The 20,561-nt window shown below is 74.8% G+C and carries 14 protein-coding genes and 1 pseudogene; 5 read left to right on the forward strand and 10 right to left on the reverse strand.

Annotated features, from left to right (window positions below):
* Nucleotides 1-16: 16 nt before the first annotated feature.
* On the reverse strand, nucleotides 17-757 hold the full coding sequence (locus tag ACIPAE_RS25330; RefSeq protein ID WP_366412080.1) for a helix-turn-helix domain-containing protein: 741 nt from the start codon (nucleotides 755-757) through the stop codon (nucleotides 17-19).
* Nucleotides 758-836: 79 nt separating this feature from the next.
* Nucleotides 837-2,315 (reverse strand): MFS transporter, encoded by a 1,479-nt coding sequence (locus tag ACIPAE_RS25335; RefSeq protein WP_329371940.1) that lies wholly within the window; start codon nucleotides 2,313-2,315, stop codon nucleotides 837-839.
* A 178-nt stretch (nucleotides 2,316-2,493) separates the two neighbouring features.
* Here ACIPAE_RS25335 and ACIPAE_RS25340 point away from each other — a divergent pair, with 178 nt between their 5' ends.
* The gene (locus ACIPAE_RS25340; protein WP_402448086.1) at nucleotides 2,494-3,207 is read left to right on the forward strand and encodes a class I SAM-dependent methyltransferase; all 714 of its coding nucleotides are present in this window, start codon (nucleotides 2,494-2,496) and stop codon (nucleotides 3,205-3,207) included.
* 114 nt (nucleotides 3,208-3,321) lie between these two features.
* Here the strand turns inward: ACIPAE_RS25340 and ACIPAE_RS25345 are convergent, their stop codons facing one another.
* On the reverse strand, nucleotides 3,322-4,086 hold the full coding sequence (locus ACIPAE_RS25345; protein WP_402448087.1) for an SDR family NAD(P)-dependent oxidoreductase: 765 nt from the start codon (nucleotides 4,084-4,086) through the stop codon (nucleotides 3,322-3,324).
* Complete coding sequence (locus ACIPAE_RS25350; RefSeq protein WP_402448089.1) at nucleotides 4,083-4,385, reverse strand: hypothetical protein; 303 nt, start codon at nucleotides 4,383-4,385, stop codon at nucleotides 4,083-4,085. The genes ACIPAE_RS25345 and ACIPAE_RS25350 overlap by 4 nt, the downstream gene beginning before the upstream one ends.
* A gap of 109 nt (nucleotides 4,386-4,494) precedes the next feature.
* On the opposite strand from ACIPAE_RS25350, the gene ACIPAE_RS25355 reads away from it, so the two are divergent.
* From ACIPAE_RS25355 to ACIPAE_RS25365, 3 genes are all read left to right on the forward strand, one after another.
* Entirely contained in the window at nucleotides 4,495-5,352 is an 858-nt protein-coding gene (locus tag ACIPAE_RS25355; RefSeq protein ID WP_402448091.1) for a LysR family transcriptional regulator, read from the forward strand.
* 1,185 nt (nucleotides 5,353-6,537) lie between these two features.
* A complete protein-coding gene (locus tag ACIPAE_RS25360) occupies nucleotides 6,538-8,370 on the forward strand; it encodes a hypothetical protein (RefSeq protein WP_402448093.1) in 1,833 nt (610 codons plus the stop codon).
* A 154-nt stretch (nucleotides 8,371-8,524) separates the two neighbouring features.
* A complete protein-coding gene (locus ACIPAE_RS25365; RefSeq protein WP_402448095.1) occupies nucleotides 8,525-9,325 on the forward strand; it encodes an aminotransferase class IV in 801 nt (266 codons plus the stop codon).
* 55 nt (nucleotides 9,326-9,380) lie between these two features.
* Here the strand turns inward: ACIPAE_RS25365 and ACIPAE_RS25370 are convergent, their stop codons facing one another.
* From ACIPAE_RS25370 to ACIPAE_RS25390, 5 genes and pseudogenes are all read right to left on the reverse strand, one after another.
* Nucleotides 9,381-12,938, reverse strand: coding sequence for a glycosylhydrolase-like jelly roll fold domain-containing protein (locus ACIPAE_RS25370; RefSeq protein WP_402448097.1), 3,558 nt, complete (start codon nucleotides 12,936-12,938; stop codon nucleotides 9,381-9,383).
* Nucleotides 12,939-13,363: 425 nt separating this feature from the next.
* Nucleotides 13,364-14,572, reverse strand: a complete 1,209-nt coding sequence (locus ACIPAE_RS25375; RefSeq protein WP_402448099.1) for an ARPP-2 domain-containing protein — start codon at nucleotides 14,570-14,572, stop codon at nucleotides 13,364-13,366.
* A pseudogene (locus tag ACIPAE_RS25380) lies at nucleotides 14,569-16,052 on the reverse strand (hypothetical protein). Before ACIPAE_RS25380 ends, ACIPAE_RS25375 begins: the two are co-directional and overlap by 4 nt.
* 276 nt (nucleotides 16,053-16,328) lie before the next feature.
* Nucleotides 16,329-16,916: a GNAT family N-acetyltransferase gene (locus tag ACIPAE_RS25385; RefSeq protein ID WP_329371961.1), complete on the reverse strand. Its 588-nt coding sequence runs from the start codon at nucleotides 16,914-16,916 to the stop codon at nucleotides 16,329-16,331.
* A 138-nt stretch (nucleotides 16,917-17,054) separates the two neighbouring features.
* Nucleotides 17,055-17,660, reverse strand: a complete 606-nt coding sequence (locus ACIPAE_RS25390) for a TetR/AcrR family transcriptional regulator (protein ID WP_329371964.1) — start codon at nucleotides 17,658-17,660, stop codon at nucleotides 17,055-17,057.
* A gap of 147 nt (nucleotides 17,661-17,807) precedes the next feature.
* On the opposite strand from ACIPAE_RS25390, the gene ACIPAE_RS25395 reads away from it, so the two are divergent.
* Nucleotides 17,808-18,644 carry an SDR family oxidoreductase gene (locus tag ACIPAE_RS25395; protein WP_366412089.1) on the forward strand — a complete coding sequence of 279 codons (837 nt, stop codon included), beginning with the start codon at nucleotides 17,808-17,810 and terminating at the stop codon, nucleotides 18,642-18,644.
* 138 nt (nucleotides 18,645-18,782) lie between these two features.
* Here ACIPAE_RS25395 and ACIPAE_RS25400 read toward each other — a convergent pair whose 3' ends face one another.
* Nucleotides 18,783-20,435 (reverse strand): metallophosphoesterase family protein, encoded by a 1,653-nt coding sequence (locus tag ACIPAE_RS25400; RefSeq protein ID WP_366412090.1) that lies wholly within the window; start codon nucleotides 20,433-20,435, stop codon nucleotides 18,783-18,785.
* Between the last annotated feature and the right edge of the window lie 126 nt (nucleotides 20,436-20,561).

Genomic DNA, 20,561 nt, shown 5'->3' on the forward strand with positions numbered 1-20,561 from the left:
GGGGCCCCGGCGGCCGTCAGCCGCCCGCGTTGATGCGGGTCATCTCCGCGCGGGTCACCGCGGAGCGCATGCCCGGGGCGGCCGGCGCGCGCATCCCGGCCAGGTGGATGTCCGTGTAGCGCTGCCAGGCGTCGGGCGTCACGGTGCCGCTGGTCTCCACCACCCCGCGCATGCCCCAGACCAGTGTCATCACGTCGCCGAGTTCGACGTGCGGGTCGATCCGGCCGGACGCCTTCGCCTGGTCGAGGAGCCGGTCGATCAGGTCGCGCAGTTGCTCCACGCACGCGGCCTCGGTGCGCCCGATCAACTTGTGGGCGTAGCCGCGGTGTTCGCTCAGCCAGTGGCCGAAGACCCGTACGAACGCCTCGAATCCGGTGCCGCCCGGGTGGGACAGCGAGATGCGGGCCTGGCCGACCAGCTCGCCGAGGAGTTGCGCGGCGATCTCGTCGACCAGCGCCTCCTTGTTCGGGAAGCGCCGGTAGAGCGTGCCGACCCCGACCCCGGCGCGGGACGCGATGAGTTCCATGCTGGCGTCGGTGCCGTACTCGGTGAGGACCTCGCGGGCCGCGGCGATCACCAGCTGGTGGTTGCGCGCGGCGTCGCGCCGCATCGGCCGGTGCTGCGTGACGTGGTCGGCGCCGGCCGACGGGCCGGCCGCGGCCTGCGGCGCCGGGTGCTCGCCGCACTCGGCGTCGCGCGCGGCGCTGTCCGGTACGGAACCGTGCCCCGACTCGTGCACGGGGTGCTGCGCTGCCATCGTCCACTTCCGATCGTGCGACTCGTCCCGGTGCCGGCCCCTCCGGTGAGGGTGGCACCGGGTCCGCCGGCGCCGGACCTCACTCCGACGTGTCGCTCATGACCGTACCGCCAGGTACCGCCGTGAGCGGCGCGTGCGCCGGCTCGTTCTCCTCCGTCGAGCCCGCCACCAGCGTGCCGCGCCGGCTCACCGGGATCAGCAGCGCGGCGAGCGCGCCCACCAGCAGCGCGACGCCGAGCATCGCGAAGCCGTGGGTGTAGCCGGCCTCGCGCGGCAGGCCGTCGGCCGCCGGGTTGGAGGTGACGACGCTGGCCATCAGGGCCGCGCCGATCGAGCCGCCGATGGTGCGGATGTTGGCGTTCATGCCGCTGGCCACACCGGTCTGCTCGGCCGGCACCGCGCTCACGATCAGGCTCGACATCGCCGCGAAGGCCAGGCCGAAGCCGACGCCCATCACCGCGGTGGCGATGTACAGCTCCCAGGTCGCGGTGTGCGCGAAGGCGAGCAGCGCCATCGACACCGCGCTGATCACCGAGCCGAGCAGCACCACGGTCTTGCCGCCGATCCGGGCGGCCAGGGTGTTGGCACCCAGGCCCACCAGGAACATCGCCACCGACATCGGCAGCAGGATCAGCCCGGACTGGGTGATGGACGAACCGAAGCCGTAGCCGGTGGACTTGGGGCTCTGCACGAACTCCGGCAGGAACGCGAAGACCGAGTACATGCCGACGCCGAAGAGCAGCGCCACCGTGTTGTTGGTCCACACCGCGGGGCGGCTCATCATCCGCATGTCGATCAGCGGCGTCGCCGAGCGGCGCTCGGTCTCCACCCACGCGACCGCGAGCACCACGGCGGCGACGATCAGGCCGATCACCTTGCCGGAGCCCCAGCCCCACACCGACGCCTGGCTGAGCGCGACGAGCAGAGCCACCAGCCACGCCGACAGCAGCAGCGCCGGCGCCCAGCTGATCCGGCCCGGGGTGCGGCTGCGGGTGGGCGGCACGAAGAAGAGCGAGGCCGCGGCCGCCATGATGGTCAGCACCATCGGCAGCCAGAACAGCCAGTGGTAGTCGAGCGCGTTCACGATCGGGCCGGCCAGCACGATGCCCAGACCGCCGCCGACCGCGACGAGCGAGGCGATCGCCCCGACCGCGCCGCTCATCTTGTCGCGGGGGAACTCGTCGCGGACGATGCCGAAGGCGAGCGGCAGCACGCCGCCGCCGACGCCCTGGATCGCCCGGGCGATGATCATCACCGTCACGTTGGTGGCCAGCGCCGCCAGCAGCGAGCCCGCGGCCAGCGCGACCAGGGTGGCCACGAAGACCGGCTTCTTGCCGACCATGTCGCCGATCCGGCCCATGATCGGGGTGAATATCGAAGCGGACAGCAGGTACGCGGTCAGTACCCAGGTGACCGTGTTCTGCGAGGTGTGCAGGGATGCCTGGATCGTCGGCAGGACCGGGGTGACCAGCGACTGGAGCAGCGCGTAGACGCTGACACTGGCCGCAAGCACCGCGAACGTCACCTGATGGTGCGTGCGCCGGGTCTCGGACGCCATGGAACTCCTTTGAACTGAAGAATGAGGGTGCCTGAGTTCAGGAGAGCTCAGAAGAGGGCGCGGAACCGGAACTGGGGTTCCGCTAAAGCCAGGATAAGCCAACGGGAATGGCGGTTCCGTTTCGTTCCGGTGAGATCTCGCGCACATCGCGCCCCATCCGCCCCCTACGCTGAGCCGGGTGTTCTCCTCCCAGGGCCCGTCCGCGCGTGAACTTGCCGTCCAGGCACTGTCATCCGTCGAGCACGGCTACGACCTGCTCGCGCCGACCTTCGACCACACGCCCTTCCGCACCCCGGACCGCTTCCTCGACGCGACCGAGGCCGCGCTGCGGGCGTACGGGCCGTTCAGGACCGGGCTCGACGTGTGCTGCGGCACCGGCGCGGGCGTACGGGTGCTCGACGGGCTGTGCCCCAACGGCGTGACGGGGACGGACTTCAGCGCGGGCATGCTCGACCGGGCCCGGGCCGCGCACCCGGAACACGGCTGGGTGCGGGCCGACGCGCGGGCGCTGCCGTTCGAGACCGAGTTCGACCTCGCCGTCAGCTTCGGGGCGTTCGGGCACTTCCTGCCCGCGGAGCGGCCCGCGCTGTTCGCCGGGGTGCACCGCGCGCTGCGCCCCGGCGGCCTGTTCGCCTTCCCGATCGCCGCGCCGCCCCCGGTCCGCTCGCCCTGGCACTGGGCGCTGACCGGCTTCGACGCCGCCATGCGGCTGCGCAACGCGCTGTGGCGGCCACCCTTCGTGATGTACTACCGCACCTTCCCGCTGGAGCCGGTACGGGCCGACCTCGCCGCCGCGGGCTTCTCGGTCACCACCCTCGCGCTGGAGGAGTTCGGCCGGCGCCCCGACGGCAGCCCGCGCTGCCGGCTGGTGCTGGCCCGCAGGCTCGGATAGCCGGCGTACGGGCGGGCCGCGTACCGGCGGCCGCGGGCGGGCGTTCTCTGGCGGCCGCGAGGGGCGCGGGGGCGTGGGTACGCCCCCGCCCCGCACCCGCCCGTCGTCCTGCGCTCAGGCCCGGCGGCCGCCGTCGACCGACAGGGCGGTGCCGGTGACGTAGGAGGCGTCCGGCGAGCACAGCCACACCGCCGCGGCGGCGACCTCCTCGGGCTCGGCCGGCCTGCCCAGCGGGGTCGCGGCCACCTGCCGCTCGACCGTCCGCGCACCGGCCGACGCGATGACACCGTCGAGCATGGGGGTCCTCGTCATCGCCGGGCACAGCGCGTTGACCCGGATGCCGTCCGGCCCGTAGTCCACGGCAGCCGCCTTGGACAGGCCGACGACGCCGTGCTTGCCGGCCACGTACGCCGGGGCGCCGGGGATCGCGTACAGGCCGCCGTTGGAGGCGACGTTGACGATCGCCCCGCCGCCGCGCCGCTTCATGGCGGGCAGTTCGTACTTCATGCACAGCCAGGTGCCGATCAGGTTGACCCGCAGCACGTGCTCCCACTCCTGGACCGTCATCTCCGTCAGGACCCGTTGGTGTGAGGGGACTCCGGCGTTGTTGACCGCGAAGTCGAGCCCGCCGAACACCGCCACGACCTGGGCCACGGCCCGCCGCACGGACTCCTCGTCGCCGATGTCGACGGCCACGGCCTCGGCCCGGCCGCCCTCCCGCGCGATCAGCTCCACGGTCCTGCGGGCACCGTCCTCGTCGAGGTCGAGTACGGCGACCGCGGCCCCGCGCCGGGCGAACTCCAGCGCGCCGGCCCGCCCGATCCCGCTGCCGGCGCCGGTGACCAGCCCCGCCTTGCCCGCGTAGCCGCTCCCGCTCATGCCAGCGGCTCGTGGTTGGCCCAGATCGCCTGGTACGGATAGCGGCTCTGCCAGCGCCTGATGAGATCGACCGTCCCGGGCAGGGCGAAGGTCGCGTTGAGGGCGTCGAGGTCGGCCACGCGCAGTTGCAGGATGGCGCTGGCCACGGCCACCGGGGCGTGGTCGTCGCCCGGGACGCGGATGTGGTGCCGGGCCGCGACCGACTCGACCGTGCCGGAACTCGTCACGAGCTCCTCGAACTCCTTGATGTACGCGTCCAGCTCGCTCGCGGGAATCGGACTGTTGAACGCAACGATCATCGTGTGGTGAATCATGCCCCGAGTGAACAGGCATTTCTCGCGCGCGTCCAAGATCCATCCGTTCCCGATCCATGCCTGGTGGGAATGGATCGGGCGGTAGGCTTGCGGCATGGCCGAACTGGAGACACGCGAGCTGGAGTACTTCGTCGCCGTGGCCGAGGAACTGCACTTCGGGCACGCCGCGGCCCGCCTGGCGATCGCGCAGCCGGCGCTGTCAAAAGCTCTCCGGCGGCTGGAGTCCCGGCTCGGCGTGAAGCTGCTGGAGCGCTCCAGCAGGCACGTCGCCCTCACCCCCGCCGGCGAAGCGCTCCTGCACCACGGCCGGCACGCGCTCAACGCCGTCAGCGCGGCTGCCGAGAAGGCCCGCCGGGCCGGCGACCGGCACGACCACCTGCGCCTGGTGATCAAACCCGGCGGGGACGGCAACCTCCTGTCCGGCATCCTGGCCGCCTACGCCGACCGGCCCGACGCCCGCCAGGTGGACATCCTCTTCGGCGGAGCCACCGACCGCGCCGACCACGTCCGCGACGGCCGCGCCGATGTCGCCCTGCTGTACGCGCCGTTCGACGACATGACCGGCCTGGACCACGAAACCCTGGCGGTCGAGGGCCGTGTCGCGATCCTGCCGCCGGGCCACCGGCTCGCCGCCCGTTCGGAGATCACCCTCGCCGACCTCGCCCAGGAGTCACTGCCCCGCTGGAAGGGTGTGCGCTGGACCGGAGCGCCCGAGGCCCGGCCGGGGCCCGAGGTCGCGGACGCGGCCGAAGCCCTGCAGATGATCAGGCTGGGACGCACAGTCGCGCTGTTGCCGCGCTCGCTGGCCCAGCCCCTGCACCCCGACCTCGTCTACCGGCCGGTGACCGACGCGCCCACCAGCGCACTCGTCCTCGCCTGGGCGCAGGACGACCGCCGCCGGCTGGTCGCCTCCTTCGTCGCCGCCGCGGTGGATGCGGCGAGGACGGCGTGAACCGGCGCGGGGCGCTGCGCGGGCGTTCCGGGGTCGGCCGGGCCGTCCTCAACGGGCTTCGCCCGTGCCCCCGTTCGGCCGGGCCGGGCGGCTGTGCCCCCGCTGATCCGGACGGGCGGACAGCGGCGGACCGGCGCACAGCGCGTCGACGTCGGGAGAGATGACCTCCCGGGTGCGACGGCCGAGGATGCCGCCGGCGGTCCGGCCCCGGCCGGTCCGGAAGGCGGAGACCGCGCTCCGCGCCGCCGGGCCGAAGTCGCCGTCCACCGAGCGGGCGGAACCGTGCGCGGTGAGCAGGCACCGGACGGTGGTTGCGGCATCGTCGTGGTGTGCGTGGTGGGATCGGCTGTGGGTGGTGTGGTGATGTGTCGTGGGGCGGGCTGGTCCGTGGGGGAGAAGGCGGGTTGTTCCGCTGGTGGTTGCGGCATCGCCCGGGTGTGCGTGGCGGGATTGGCTGTGGGTGGTGTGGTGATGTGTCGTGGGGCGGGCTGATCCGTGGGGGGAACGTGGGTTGATCCGGCGGTGGTTGCGGCATCGCCGGGGTGTGCGTGGTGGGATCGGCAGTGGGCGGTGCGGTGACGTGTCGCGGGCGGGGTGATCCGTGCGGGAGAACCGCGTGGGCTCCGGTGCCGGTTCCGGCAGGCCGGTCCGCAGCAGGACCGGCCGCATCGCGTCCCCGTGCGTGGGCAGGTCCCGAGGCGTTGGTTGGGCGGGCAGGGCGGTGTGCTCGGTCTCGCGGACGGCGCGGCACGCCGGGGCGGCCCGGCTTGGGGGCTTGGGGCTGGGCGGCTTGGTCGCGTCCAGCCGGACCCGAGGTGTTGGCTCGGCGCGCAGGGCGGTGTGCTCGGTCTCGCGGACGGCGTGGCACGCCGGGGCGGCCCGGCTCGGCGGCTTGGTCGTGCCCGCCCTCGCTCGTGGCGTGTGCGGCCGCCGCTCGTGCCGGGGCCGGCCGCTGTCTCCGCCAGGACCGCGCGGGCATGGTCGTGCGTGACCGGTCATCCCCTCCGTCCGGGCCGGGACGCGTCCGTGGCGCGTGGCCGGGATGCGTGAACCGGTGGGGTGAACGGGGCCGTAGGGCCTGGTGTTCCGCCGGTCGGGCGGCCCGGTCGGGGCGGTCGCGCGCGGCGGGCGGCCGGGCCGGGGGTTCGGCGCACACATGTGCGGACCTGCGCGCATAATGCCCGGGTGACGACGAGTTCGCCGCTTCTCGCGGACATACCCGCCCGGCCGTGGCTCACCCCGGACACCGCGCGGTGGGCGGGCGCGCGGGCGGGGCGGTGGGCGCACCCGCTGGGGCCCGCGCTGCTGCTCGTCGTCGGCGTGGTCGCGGCGATGGCGAACGCCCCCGATCCGGTGTGCACGCCGCAGGCGCCCTGCGGCGAGCAGTGGACCGACGCCATCATCACCATGCTGTTCTGGCCGCAGTTGTGGTGGCTGTTCGTGCTGCCCGAGGCGGCGGTGCTGTGCGGGCTGCTGCTCGTCGGCTGCATGGCCGACCCCAGCATCTGGGAGGGCGGCACCTCCCTGCGGATCGCCGACGGGGTCGTGGTCGCCGGGTTGTGCTGGGGACTGGCCGTGTCGGTACGGAAGTTGGTGCTGCGGCGGGCCCAGCGGCGCCGGTTCCGCGAGGCGGCCGGCGGCATCACCGCCCGGGCCCCTGTCCTGGCGTGGACCGCGCGCCCGAAACGCGGCGCCGTGCGGTGGGTGGTGGGCGCGGCGATGTGCGCTGCGGCCGCCGCCTTGACGGTATCGATCGTCCAGGCCGACCGGGCGGACGACCGCGCCGCGCGCACCGCCCCGGCCGTGGACGCCCGCGTCGTGGCGTTCCACTCCGGCGAGGGCACCCTGGTGGTGCGGCTGCCCGGCGAGCGGCGCCGGCACCACTTCGACGTCGAGGGCGACTACCGGAACCTCAGCACCGTGCGGGTGCTGCTGCCCGGCGGCGGCCGCGTCCTGCTGGCGGCCGAACCGTACGGGGACCGCGCCGACCGGCAGTTGCTCGCGCTCGTGCTCGGCGGCCTCGGAGTGGTCGCCGTCAGCTCCGGGCTGGTGGCCGCCGGCCGCGCGGCCCGGCTGCGGCGCGGACCCGTGCCCGTGCTGCGGGTACTGGCCCGGGTGCGCGGCGGCAGCACGGAGGTCTTCGCCCACGACGACACGGCCGGCGCGCACGCGGTGCTCCACTACGCCCCGCACCACGACCCGCCCGCGCCGCTGCGCCAGGCGCTGATGTTCGCCGACGGCGCCGAGGGCGGCGAGTTGCTGCTGGCGGTCCGTACGGAGAACGGCCGTTGGTACGTCGACGCCTCGGCGGGGCCGATCCGGATCGGCGCGGAGGACGACCCCGACGAGGACGACGAGGACGACGAGGACGAGGACGAGGACGGCGCCGGCGACGGGGGAGCGGCCACGGCGGGCGACGGCGCCGACGACGGCTTGACGGTCAAGGAGCGCTGGGCCGCCGAGGCCCGCGTCCAGGACGCGCTGGCCGCGATGCGGCGGCCGGGCGCGGCCCTTCCCACCCGGTGGCACGCGAGCGGGCTGTCCCTGACCGGTGCGATCACCATGTTCGCGGTGGTGCCGGCCGTCGGCTTCGGTTTCCTCGAGCACTCCACGTCGTGGCGGATCGTGTGGGCGGCCCCCGTCGCCCTGGCCGGGCTGGTGGGCCCGTTCGCCGTCCTGACCTGGCGGATCAGCGCCGGCCCCGCGGGCCTGCGGGTGCGGCGGCACGTCGTCAGCCGCCAGGTGCCCTGGGAGCGGCTCGTCGGCGCCGACTACTCCGGCGGCGTGCTCACGCTCCGCCTGCGGCCGGCCGAAGGCCCGCTCCACGCGGGGCAGTTCCTCGACAGCAGCGGGGCGCACCAGGACATCACCCTCGACCAGGTCGGCCTCGGCCGGCTGGACGTCCGCGCCGGTCGCCAACCGGCCGCCGAGCGCGCCGCGGCCGAGATCACCGCGATGATCCGCGACCCGTCGCTCCGCCCCGCCGCCGCCTCCGACCGGCCGGCCGACGGGCGTTGACCGGCGGGAGACCCGAAACCGGCCCCCGGGCACGCCGGTTGGGCACAGCCGGGCGGCCGGGAGGCAGCCGGCCCGTCCACGGAAGGCGCCGGTCCTGACCGGTTCTGACCGGTTCTGACCGTTCGCCGGCACGCGGGTCCCGTATGCTGCCCCGATGCTGCATGTGGAGATCGACGGCGCGGTGCCCACCACGGCGCAGCTCCATCGGGTGGCGGTCGTCAACTACGGCCACTTCACCTCGATGCAGGTGCGGGGGAACCGGGTCCGCGGCTGGGAACTGCACCTGCGGCGGCTCGACGAGGCGTCGCGGGAGATGTTCGGGGCGTCGCCGGGCGCGGAGCGCGTCGGCGGACTGCTGCGCCACGCGCTGGCCGGGGCACCGCACGAGGTGTCCGCACGGATCGCCGTCTTCGCCCGCGGCGGCGACGTCTCGGTGCCCACGGACACCCCCGACCTCGGCGTGATGGTGTCGCTGACCGACCCGGTCCCCGAGACGCGCCTGCCGCCCTGGCGGGTGCGCGCCATGCCCTACCTGCGGGACGCTCCGCACCTGAAGCACACCGCGACCATGGGGCTCAGCCGCACCCGGCGTGCGGCCAGGGCGGAAGGCTTCGACGACGCGCTCTTCACCGGGCCGGACCGGCTCGTCCTGGAGGGTTCCATCTGGAACCTCGGCCTGTGGGACGGCGAGACCGTCACCTGGCCGCAGGGCCCGAAACTGCCGGGCATCACCGAGCAGCTCCTGACGGCGGGGCTGGACCGCGTCGGCGCGCCCACCCGCACCCGGCCGGTGCGGGTGGACGAACTCGCCGGATTCCAGGCCGCGTTCGCCTGCTACTCCTGGTGCCCGTCGCAACCGCTCGCGGCCGTGGACGACATCGCCTTCGTGAACCCGCCGGCCGCGTACGCGCTGCTCGACGAGGCATGGGCCGCGGTGCCCTGGGAGACGGTCTGACCTCCGCCCGAGGAGCGGGGCCCCGCGGCGCCGCCCACCCGGCCCCGCGGCACGCTCATCCGCCCGCCCGGGTCAGCCGCACCTCCTCCACGCGGGACGGCCGCAGCAGCACCGGGCCGAGCAGACCGGACACCTGCGCGTCGCCGTGGGCGTTGGCGCCGGTGTTCGTCACCCGTACCCGTACGGTGTTCGCGCCCGCGTGCAGCGCGTCGGTCACGTCGAACCGGTAGGGCGCCCACAGTTTGGACGGCAGCGCGACGCCGTTCACCTCGACGTCCGCGACATCGCGTACGGCGCCGAGGTCGAGCGCCCACCGCCGTCCGGACAGCGTGGCCGCGGGAAGGGTGAAGGTCCGCTCGTACGACGCCGCGCCCGACCACGACGGGTCCAGCTCCGTCCACGAGCCCAGCGGGCGGTCCGCCGCCGGTGCCCCGCCGGTGTCGAAGCGGAAGGTCCAGTCGCCGTCCAGCGCCACCGCCGCGAGCGGGTCGGTGACGTCCAGGTTTCCCGCGAAGCGGCGGCCGCCGTCCTGCGCGGTGACCCGGACCGTGCCCGGCGCCGTCACCTGGACCGTCGCCACCGCGGCCGCGCCGCGCACCCGCACCTGCCGCACCGGGACGTTCGCCGCGATCGCGTGCGCCGGATCACCCCCGGACGGCTGCCGGAAGACCACCAGCACCGCCTGCCCGGCCTCCAGCGCGAGCGGCACCGCCGTACCCCCGCCGCTCCGGCCGGGGAACGCCGCCGGGTGCCACACCCCGGCGGGCGCCGCCGCGCCGGTGTCCGGGTCGCAGACCAGCGGCACCCCGATCGCCGGGAAGACCGCGGTCGACTCCACCGCCGCCGCGTGCTCGTTGTTCACCAGGAACGACTCCTCGCCGCCCTGCGCCAGCCGCAGCACCCGCACCTCCGGCACCGGCGGCGTCAGGACGGCCGCCGCCGCGCCCGCCGCCACCACCCGCGCCGCCGCGGTGGGGGCGTCCGCCGCCCGCAGCGCCCGCTTCGCCCGGCGGCCCGAGAACAGCGCGGACAGCGCGCCGGCCAGGTCCGCGTCACGACCGGCGGCCTCCTTCGCCGGCAACGCGCCCACGGCCACCAGCGTGCCTCCGCCGTCCACGAACGCCGTCAGCGCCGCCACGGCCGCCAGCGACAGCAGGGGAGTCTCCGGCAGCACCGCCACCGCGTAGCGCCCCTGCCCGACGGTGAGCGCGCCGCCCGATGTCCGCGCGTGCTCGATCAGCGCCGGGTCACCGGTCAGCGCACCCTCGTCCACGAAGTCGAAGTCGATCTGGCGGTCCTCCAGGGCGTGCACCGCGCCGATGAACGCGTCATCGATCGCGGTCCGCTCCGGCCGGTCCTGGTACGCCTCGGCGGCCCGCTGCGGCTGGAGCAGCGCGGTCCGCGCCGCCGGGGTGCCGCGCGCGGCCTGCACCAGCCGCCCGATCCACTCGTTGAGCGGCGCCGACACGTTCCACCACGGGTTCTCCGGCTGGAACGGCGGCGCGAAGACGATGTCGCCGGAGTCGGAGAACCGCGCGTGCAGCAGCACCTTGTTGATGCCCCGCACCACGAACGCCCCGATCACCTGGCGGGTGAAGGACGGCGTCACCTGCCAGCCCGCGGCGCCCATCGCCTCCAGGTAGACCCGCTCCCGGCCCACCTGGTGGGCCGCCGACGCCGGCCAGCGCGGCAGGGTGCGGTAGTAGCCGCGCTGGAACTGGTCGGAGATCAGGTCGGTGCCCGGCACCTGCGCCCACTGGTGCGCGGTGTTGAGGTTGCCGGTGCTCTTGATCTGCTCGGCCGGACCGTACTCGTCCCACAGCGGGTTGGAGATCAGCTCCAGTCCGTGCCGGCCGGTCCAGGTGCCGATCCCCTTGTAGTAGGCGTCGGAGAAGCGGTTGGACACGGCCCGCCAGAACAGCCCGCGCAACTCGCCGCCGTGCTCGCCGAGATCGGTGAACACGGCCGACAACACGGTGCCGAGCCCGGCGGGTCGGGGCTTCCCGCCGTCCTTTCCGGCGGTCTTTCCGGCGGCCTTTCCGCTGCCGTGGCCGGTGCCGCCGCGCCCGGTGCCGCCGTGCCCGCTACTGTCGGCGCCTGCCGCCGCGTCGCGGGCGAGTTCGCCGGCCAGCCGGTCGATCTCCGCGGCCAGCGTCGGCGACCACGGCACCTGCGCCCACTCCGCGGACGCGGACGCCACGAACGGCTCGTCGTCGGCGAAGCCGCGCAGCACCCCGCCGACCGCCCACGGGAAGCGCCGGACGTACTCGCCCGGCACGGCGTCCATGAACAGGCCCACCGCCTCGTCGTCCATCAGGTCCAGGTAGTCGCGCCGGCTGCCGCCGGAGTCGGCCAGCGTGCGCACGCTGAACACGTCGAGCTGCCACCGGCCTTCCGGCACCGTCCACACGGCTCCCGCGCCCACCGAGCCGGTCAGCTCCACCGTCCGCGCCACCGCGTCCCCGTCCGCGTCCAGCGGGCGGGCCGAGGCGGCGAACGTCTCGCCCAGGTCGGAGGGCACCGCGAAGTCCAGGACGGCGGAGGGGTCGTCGAACGCACCCGTGTACCACCGGCCGCCGTCCGCGCCCGTCACGGTCAGCGCGGCCCAGGACGAGCGCTGCGTCGCCGTCGCCCGCACCCCGACCGTCCCGGCGGGATGCGAACCGTCGGTGACCGGGCCCAGGTCGGTGCCGTCCAGCGACGGCGTGATCCGCTGCCCCTCGACGGTGACCTGGAGCCGGTGGTCGGCGCCGGGGTCGAAGCCGGCCACCGCGGTGCCGGCGCGCAGCAGCGAGAACGCGCCGCCGGTCTGCCGCCACACGTCCACCCCGCCGTCGGCCCGCAGGTCCGCGAGGTAGCCGTTGTACGCGTCGGCGCAGCGGACCATCAGCCCGGCGGTGCCCGACTCGACGCGGACCGTGCCGGACACCGTGTAATCGCCCCAGCCGGCACCGTCCTTGAGCACGCGCACGCCGTCGTACGCGGCCGCGTCCACCACGAGCCGGCCGCCGGCGACGGAGAGCGCGGCGGCGGCCAGCGGCACCCGGGCGCCTCCGGTCACCTGACTGCCGGTGTGCACCACGCACTTGGTGCGCAGGTCGGGGCGCGGCCGGTAGGTGCGGGTGCCGACCGTGCCGCCCTCGGCCACGAGACCACCGGCCCGGCCGCTGGGGAAGAAGTCGTCGTTGAAGAGCCAGATCCGCATGCCGTGCCGCTGGGCCTCGCGCAGGGTGTGCTCGACCACCGCGAACCAGTCCTCGGTGAAGAACGCCGGCTGGAGCGCGCCGGTGTCGAACGGGAAGACCAGCACCTCGCTGATGCCCTTGGCACGCAGATCGGCGAGCGTGGAGTCGATCAGGTCGTCGGTGACGGCGCCGTTCCAGAACCACAGGACCAGCGGCATGCTGTCCGCCGGCGGATCGGCGAACCTCCCCATGGAGAAGGCTCCGTGGGTGGTGCCGGGCGCGGTGCCGGGTGCGCTCGCGTAGGCGGGCTGCCAGAAGCTCCCCACGGTGCCGGCGGCCGCGGCGGCCGCCGCGACCTGGAGCACCCGGCGCCGGGAGACGGGTGGACGGGCACTGCCGCCGGACGTCGGACAGCCGTCGTCGTTCATCGGATTCCCTCCGTGGAGCATGCGTCCGACACACCGGCCCCGCGCGCACGCGGCCCCGGATGTACTCCGCCGGGCCGCCTTTCCCGGCGGACGGAATGAAATGATTCAAACGAATCGTCAGGGACGCTAGGGCAGCCGCCGGGTGGGCGTCAATGCTCGTGCGCGGATCGGTTGATGGGGTCGGCGCAGTTGAAGGCGTGCCGAGTGGTGTACCCGCTCCGGTCCGGGGCGCCCGCCGCTGGACCGGGGCTGGGTGTGGTGGCGGTGGGAAGGAGGGCGCGGAATTGAACGATTCAGTGAGGTGGCGCGAGTGAGGTCCCGACGGGCGCGGGGTGTGGGGCGCAGGGTGCGGGGGAAGCGTGCGGGGGGTGCCGCGTACGCGTCACGCCGGCGCCGTCCGGCCCACCGTGCGCGGACCGCCCCGGTCAGCCGTGGGCGGCGCGGGCGCGGAAGGCGTCGGCGATGTCCTGGCGCAGCAGGTGGCCGAATCCGGCGGAGCGCAGGCGCTGCGCCAACTCGGCTTCGGTGAGGCCGAGTTCGGTGGCGGTGGCGCCGAAGTGCCAGTCGTTGGCGGCCAGCCGGCTGAGCAGGTGGCCGCGCCGCACCTGGGCCTCGGACAGCCGGAACGTCTTGAGGTAGGCGACGCGCCCGTCACGGGTCGTGATCGCCTCGCCGATGTGGTTCTCCCGGCGCGGCAGGAAGGCCGGCCGGAACCGTTGGAGCGTGAACGGACCTGCCCGGTAGACCCGTTGGGCGCGGTACTCCGCGTCCAGCAGCCCCGCGGCCATGGTGCCGTCGTGGAACTCCCGCCAGCCGCGCTCCTCCCGGGCGACGGCGGCGCGCAGTTCCGGCAGCGACCCGGGCTCGCCGAGCGCGGGCCTGAACTCCGGCACCGGCGAGCCGAACAGGGCGTACTGGTGGACGAGTTCGCCGTACAGGTCGAGCAGGAGGGTGTCGTGCAGGGCCCGGTAGTCCTCCGGGTGGGGCACCGCGAACACGGCGGCCAGCGCGTCCGCGACGTAGACCGCCGTCCCGCACTGCCCGGGGTGCACCTCGAAGATCCGCAGCGCGTCGTCGAGTCCGCTCACCTCGGCGCCGCGGTACGCCTCCTCCGCCCGCGGCGACAGCCCGCGCCGCAACGCCTGCCGGGACCACTCCGCCCAGGCGATGGACGGACCGCCGAAGTGCAGGCTCAGATAGCCCTCCAGCGCCAGGTGCAGCGGCAGGAACCGCAGCCGGTGCTTCGCCTCGCGGCGGGCCATCCGCCGGTGCAGGGTGAGCGGCACGCAGGAGAGCGGCGGCTCGCCGTGTCCCTTGCCGCCCGCGCGCCCGCCCCGGCCCGGCGCGCCGCCGCCGTCGGGCCCGCCGCGCAACTGCGTGCCGTACGCGGCGGCCGGACCGGTGTGCCCGGTGTCGGCGCCCCAGTCCGCGACGAAGCCGTGCGGGATGTAGGAGGTGTACGCGGTGCGCGGGCCGGCGGCCACCACGCCGTACCCGTCGCGGTACAGCTCGGCGTGCAGCCGCAGCCCCTCGACCGGCTCGGCCCGCAGCAGCGGGACGAGCCGGACACCGCCCCACACCTGGGCGGGGCCGGGTTCGAGGCCGGCCAGGTCCAGCCGGAAGGTGCCGCTCATGCCGTGCCCCCGGCGGTCTCGGCCGCCCCGGCGGCGGGCTCGGCCGGGAAGCGCTCGGGCGCCGCCGCCAGGAACTCCGCGACCCTCGCGTCCAGGTGCGCCCGCAGCCGCGGCAGCCCGGTGCGCCCGGTGGCGAACGCGGCCAGCTCGACCAGCGCGGGCAGGTCCTCCGCGTCGCGGATGCCCGCGGTCGGCACGGCGGGGGACAGCCGGCGCACCTCGAACCCCCGCGCGTCGTACACCGGGTTGAGGTGGACCACGTCGGTACGGCCGGCCGGGTCGATACGGGTGCGCCACACCCGCAGCACCTCCGCGGCCAGGCCCGGCGGCGCGTTGTCGAAGCCGTCGGAGACCACCAGCAGCAGGTCGGGCCCGGTCTCCAGCGCGTCCAGCAGCCGGGCGCCGAGCGGGGTGGGCCCCTGCGGCCGGGCCAGCAGCGCGTCCGTACGGCCCGAGGTCCACAGCGCCCGGTACGAACCGGCCAGCGCCGCCAGCAGGAAGTGCGCGGCGAGCGCGACCGCCAGCGGCCGGCGCCGCTTCTGGCCGGACGCGTACGCGGAGTACGAGTCGTCGAGCACCGCCGTCACCCGGCCCCAACTCCCGGCCCGGGCACCGGCGGTGCGGCGCGCGGCGGCGGTCAGGGCGGCGGTCAGCTCGGCCCGCCGCTCCACCCGGTCCGGGGCCGGCAGCCCCAGGACGTAGGAGGCGAGCCGGGTCAGCGGCATCCGGGCCAGGTCGGTGCGGACCGCCTCGGCGCCGGCGCGCTTGGCCGACTCCTGCAGGCGCAGCCGCTCCAGGCGGGTCAGCCTTGGCGCGATCCGCTCCAGGAACACCTCGCGGGCGATGCCGTGCCGTGCCGCGAACCCCTCCGCGACGGTGAACGGCAGCTCGTAGAGCGCCGCCTGCTCGTAGCGGGCCCGGCGGCGCGCGTCCAGCAGCGGGTGGCCGAACCGGGTGCGGCTGCGCGGCGCGAACAGGAACGGCCCCAACTCCTCGGTGGCCGAGGCAGATGGGCGTGGCGCAGGGCGCTCTTCACCCCCGCGCGGTACTTCACCGCGTCGAACGCCGGGTCGGGCCGCGTGGCGAGCCAGTCCCGGATGATCGCCCGGGTACGGCGGTTGTTCACCCGGGCCGCGCGCAGCTCGGCGAACAGGGCGTACACCCGCTGCGGCGGGAGCAGTTCGAGCCGCCGGGCGATCAACGCGCCCTCGGTACGGCGCTGTTCGGGGCCCGCCTCGCCCGCGGTCTCCAGCAGGTGCCGGACGATCAGCGCCGCGTTGTGGTCGTTGACGCCCAGCGCGAGGGCGGCCGCGTACAACTCCCGGTAGTTGCCGAGCATGTACGCGTGCAGGAAGTCCAGGGACATCCGCTGCCGGTCCGCTCCGCTGTGGAACTCGCGCTGGCCGGTCGCCGTGACCGCCGCGTTCACGAACAGCAGCACGTCCTCGGCGGCCACCAGGCCCTCCGGCGCAGCCGGCACCGCGCACCCCCTCCATGGCGACGGACGCCGGCCGGGGTGTGAGGGCGCGAGCTGCGAATCATTGCTTTACAGGCAGGTTCCGGAAGTCGCACCGGAGTCCCGCGGCCGGCCCTCGTACGGTAACAGCAGGGGTCCGCGCGGCTCTCCCGCATTTCGCCCGCCAGCCCGCCGGGTCCCGCGCCGGCTCCCGCGCCGGGTCCGACCCGCGTCCGCCCCGGGTTCGCCGCGCCGCCGCCGCCGTACGACGGCCGGGTTCGTACGGGCGCCGGGTGCGGGCTACTCGGCGGTGCGCGGCGCCGGTGCCGGCGGGAACTCGGCCTTGCGCAGGCGGTACACCTGGAGCCGCAGGTCGTAGTACTTCTCGGTCTCGCCGACCCACTCCATGCCGACCCGCCGGGCGGTGGCGGCGCCGCGCTCGTTGCGGGGGCGGACGACGGCGAAGATCTCGTCGACGCCCGCCTCGAACGCGTAGTGAGCCACGGCGTGCCCGGCCTCCGAGGCGTAGCCCTGGCCCCACGCGGTGGGGGCCAACTGCCAGCCGACCTCCAGGTCCACGCCGTACGGGGGCAGCGGGAGCAGGGCCGCGCCGCCCACCAGCTCGCCGGTGTCGCGGCGGGTGACGGCCCAGCGCCCGGCCGGGGGCTCCATCTCCTCGCAGTTGGCCCGCCAGCAGGCGAGCAGGTCGCGCATCGCTTCGGCGTCCGGGGTGCGGGTCATGGCCGGGGCCAGCCAGCGGGTCACCTCGTCGGCGCCGTACACCGCGAGGGCGCCAGCGGCGTCGTCGTCCTGCCACGGCCGCAGGACCAGCCGCGGAGTCAGCACGCGTGCGCCGTCGACCTCGACGCGGTATTCGCTGTCGGCCACGTGACGCCTCCTGCGTGATTCGGGGGACTCGGCGGATCGTAGCTCACCCGGGTGCACCTGGCCGCACCCCACCCGCGGTGCGGGCCGCCGAGTGCCCCTTTTGACGCATCGCCCGCGCCTCGCGCGGCCGGGTCCGGGCTACGCCCCGGGTGCGCGGCGCCCGACCGGTGGGGCGGTCAGCCCGGCCAGCACGAAGGCGACGACGGTGCGGGTGTCGGGGAAGGCGTGGTTCTCGGCGGCCGTGCGCGCCAGCGGGCGCCCGTAGACCTCCAGCACCAGGGCGGACGCCAGCGCGCACCGCTCGGTGACCTCCTGCGGGGTCAGCTCGGGCAGCGCACGGCCAAGCCGCACCTCGAAGGGAGCGGGGGTGTAGGGCGTCGAGACGTTCGGGAGCTGGCCGGCGGGCAGCGCCGTACGCGCCAGCAGGTGCACGAGCACGCGGCCGTCACGCGTCCCGACCAGCTCGGCGAACGGCTCGACGAGCCCCGCCGCCAGGTCCTCGGCGCCGGCGCCGTCCTCGGGCACGCGGTCCCACCAGGACCGCCACACCGGGCTCAGCTCCTGTTCGAGCAGTGCCGAGATCAGGCCCTCGCGGGAGCCGAAGTGGTAGTGGACCGCCCCCGGGTTCAGCCCGGCCGCCGCGTTCACCGCGCGCAGCGAGACCTGGTCGGCGCCCTTCTCCAGGAACAGCGTCTTGGCGGCGGCGAGGAGGCGTTGCCGCGTCGTGGTGTCCGGATGACTCACGGAGCCATTGCACCACAGGTGACGTGGGTCATGACGTCATCCAATCAGTGATTGAACTACGATCGAAAACGGTGACGGGACGCCCGTGACCGACAAGCACCACCACGGTCGCCACGGTGACCGAGCACCGCACGAAGGAGATTCACCATGGGTACATACGCCGTCACCGGCTCGGCCTCGGGCATGGGCGCGGCCAGCGCCGCCCGGCTGCGCGCCGCGGGACACCGCGTCATCGGAGTGGACCTGCGGGACGCCGACGTCGTCGCCGACCTGGGTACGGCCGAGGGCCGGGCGCACGCCGTCCGGGAGGTCATCCGGCTCGCCGGCGGCCGGCTGGACGGTGTCGCGGCGGTGGCGGGCGTCGGACCGCAGATGCGTGACGCCGGCGTCGTCGCCTCGATCAACTACTTCGGCCCGGTGGCCCTGCTGAACGGGCTGCGCCCGGCGCTGGAGGCCGCCGGCGGGGGGCGCGCCGTGGTGATCAGCTCGAACTCCTCGACCACCGTGCCGATGATCGACGAGCCGCTGGTGGAGCTGATGCTCGCCGGCGACGAGCAGGCGGCCCGGGAGCACGCGCGGGCCGGGCAGGGCGGGTTGCCGGCCGAACTCGCCGCGAACAGCCCGAGCATCAGCGCGTACGCCACCTCGAAGTTCGCTCTCTCCCGGTGGGTGCGGGCCACCGCGGTCGTGCCGGAGTGGGCACGCAGGGGCATCACCCTCAATGCCATCGCCCCCGGCGCCGTGATCACCCCGCTGATGACCGGCTCCACGATGAAGGAGGAGGACCTCGACCCGGACGCCTTCCCCACCCCGATGCCGCTCGGTGTGTTCGGTCACCCCGAGGACATAGCCTTCTGGGTCGACCAGTTCCTGCGCCCGGAGGCCCGGTTCACCACCGGCGCCCTGCTGACGGTCGACGGTGGCACGGATGCGGCGATGCGGCCGGACTCCCAGCCGACGGTGATGCCCGCGCGCCGGCGGTGACCGGCCGACCCGGGTGCCGGTGCGCGCCGGCCGCCACCTGACCGATGTCGGGCGACCCCGGGCGAGCCACCCGAGCGAGCCGCCCGGGCGGACGGTGCCACCCGGGCGGACCGTCCCGCCCGGGTGGACCGGGTGCCGTCAGCGACGTGCGTCGGACCGCTTGCGGTGCAGCGTGAACTTCTCGAAGACCGAGAGCTCGCCGGCGGGCTTGTCCACGTTGTAGTACGTGACGTGCAGGCGGGTGGTGTCGCCGGGGAAGCGGCCCGGGTCGACGGTGAAGGCCGCGAAACCGTACGGGTGCTCGATGTCGCGCACGCCCGTCCAGACCGCCTCCTCCTTGACGTAGGTCGGCGCGCGCTTGCCGCCTTCGGGGCGGCTGTCGGCCACCGCCGTGAGGACCTTCGCGGTGCCGTCCTTGAAGAAGGACTGGTTGGTGGTGCCGGAGACACCGCCGCCGCCGAGCACCATGTGCACGGTGCCCAGGCCCGTGTCGATGTCGTCGGTGCGGGTGGACGCCGGGTTCGGGGTCAGCGTCTCGCTGCCGCTGACGACGCCGCGCACGGCGAGCGACCGCTCGTAGTTGTGCTCGTGCCCGCAGACGACCAGGTCGACCTGGTAGCGGTCGAAGAGCGGGCCGTACTTGGCGCGCAGGCCCAGGTCGGCGCCGTTGGCGTCGGAGGAGGAGATCATCACCTGGTGCATGGCGACGACCACCCAGTCGATCTCGCGGTCCGCCCGGGCGGCCTTCAACTCCCGCTCCAGGAAAGCGAGCTGGCGTCCGCCGGAGTAGCCGTTGATGTAGAGGTCGCCGCCGTCCTGCAGGCAGTTGTCGTCGTTCTGGAGCACGATGACCCGCACCGAGCCGGCGGTGAACGCGTACCACAGGCCGGCGAGTTCGGCGTCGGTCTCGGTCGACGGCAGCGCGAAGTACGTCTGGTAGGCGCCCAGTCCGATCGGGCCGTTGCCCGACTCGATCTCGTGGTTGCCCGCGGCGGGCATCCACGGCCGGAAGCGGGCCGAACGCGTGTTGTTGGTGAAGAAGTTGTTCCAGGTCCGCACCCGGTCCAGGTCCAGGTTGGCGTAGCACAGGTCGCCGTTGAGCAGGTGGAACAGCGGCGCGACCTGCTCGATGCCGGTGACGATGTCCTTCGTGGCGGGCGTGGAGTTGGCGTCCAGCGCCACGGTGCCGTCGGCCGCCCAGGTGACCTGCGGCGCCGACTGGTCGCCGAAGCTGGTGAAGGTGAGCGGCTGCCGGCCGCGCGGCGCGGTGGCGAAGGTGCCGCTGTCGGGGGTGGCACCGTCGTGCGAGACGACGTAGAAGTACTGCTTGCCGGGGGAGAGCCGGTTCAGTGCCGCGTGGTGGACGTAGACCTTCCGGCCGGACTTGCCGTCGGCGTAGACGCGGGTGACCGCGTCGGCGCCCGAGCCGAGGCCGTGGTCAAGCGTGCCGTACATCACCCGGGGCCGCTTCACCGGGGCGTCGGTCAGCCAGGAGACCACCATCTGGGTGGACGGGTCCTTGCCGAACGTCAGGTGCAGGCCCTGCACCGGCGGCGCGCCGCCCGCGTCCGGCGACGGGTGGAAGGCCGGGGCACCCGCCGGCGCGCTGCCCGGGGCCGACGCGGCGGCCGGCGTCGCGGTCAGCAGCGGTGCGGCCACCGCGGCGGCACCCGCGGTGCCGAGCAGGCCGACCGCGGTCCGGCGGCCGATGCGCGGACCGGACGAGGACTCCGGCGAGGACTCGGACGACGACGGCTCGGACGGGTCCAGCGGGTCCAACTGTGCGACCATCATGGCTCCTTGGCGCGGATGCGGTGCGTGGAGGTGCTGAGCGGTGCCGGTGCCACCGGTACGGCGCGGTGACATCGGGCAGACTCCCGCCCGGCGGCGACGGGCAGTTGAACGGCGCCTTGCCGG

It is taken from the genome of Streptomyces sp. NPDC087270, from assembly GCF_044744625.1.
Lineage (GTDB): Bacteria > Actinomycetota > Actinomycetes > Streptomycetales > Streptomycetaceae > Actinacidiphila.

Excerpts from the sequence above, each read along its gene's own strand:
- ACIPAE_RS25330 (WP_366412080.1), bottom strand. The coding sequence starts at position 757 with ATGGCAGCGCAGCACCCCGTGCACGAGTCGGGGCACGGTTCCGTACCG.
- ACIPAE_RS25335 (WP_329371940.1), bottom strand. The coding sequence starts at position 2,315 with ATGGCGTCCGAGACCCGGCGCACGCACCATCAGGTGACGTTCGCGGTG.
- ACIPAE_RS25345 (WP_402448087.1), bottom strand. The coding sequence starts at position 4,086 with ATGAGCGGGAGCGGCTACGCGGGCAAGGCGGGGCTGGTCACCGGCGCC.
- ACIPAE_RS25350 (WP_402448089.1), bottom strand. The coding sequence starts at position 4,385 with ATGATCGTTGCGTTCAACAGTCCGATTCCCGCGAGCGAGCTGGACGCG.
- ACIPAE_RS25355 (WP_402448091.1), top strand. The coding sequence starts at position 4,495 with ATGGCCGAACTGGAGACACGCGAGCTGGAGTACTTCGTCGCCGTGGCC.
- ACIPAE_RS25365 (WP_402448095.1), top strand. The coding sequence starts at position 8,525 with ATGCTGCATGTGGAGATCGACGGCGCGGTGCCCACCACGGCGCAGCTC.
- ACIPAE_RS25370 (WP_402448097.1), bottom strand. The coding sequence starts at position 12,938 with ATGAACGACGACGGCTGTCCGACGTCCGGCGGCAGTGCCCGTCCACCC.
- ACIPAE_RS25375 (WP_402448099.1), bottom strand. The coding sequence starts at position 14,572 with ATGAGCGGCACCTTCCGGCTGGACCTGGCCGGCCTCGAACCCGGCCCC.
- ACIPAE_RS25395 (WP_366412089.1), top strand. The coding sequence starts at position 17,808 with ATGGGTACATACGCCGTCACCGGCTCGGCCTCGGGCATGGGCGCGGCC.
- ACIPAE_RS25400 (WP_366412090.1), bottom strand. The coding sequence starts at position 20,435 with ATGGTCGCACAGTTGGACCCGCTGGACCCGTCCGAGCCGTCGTCGTCC.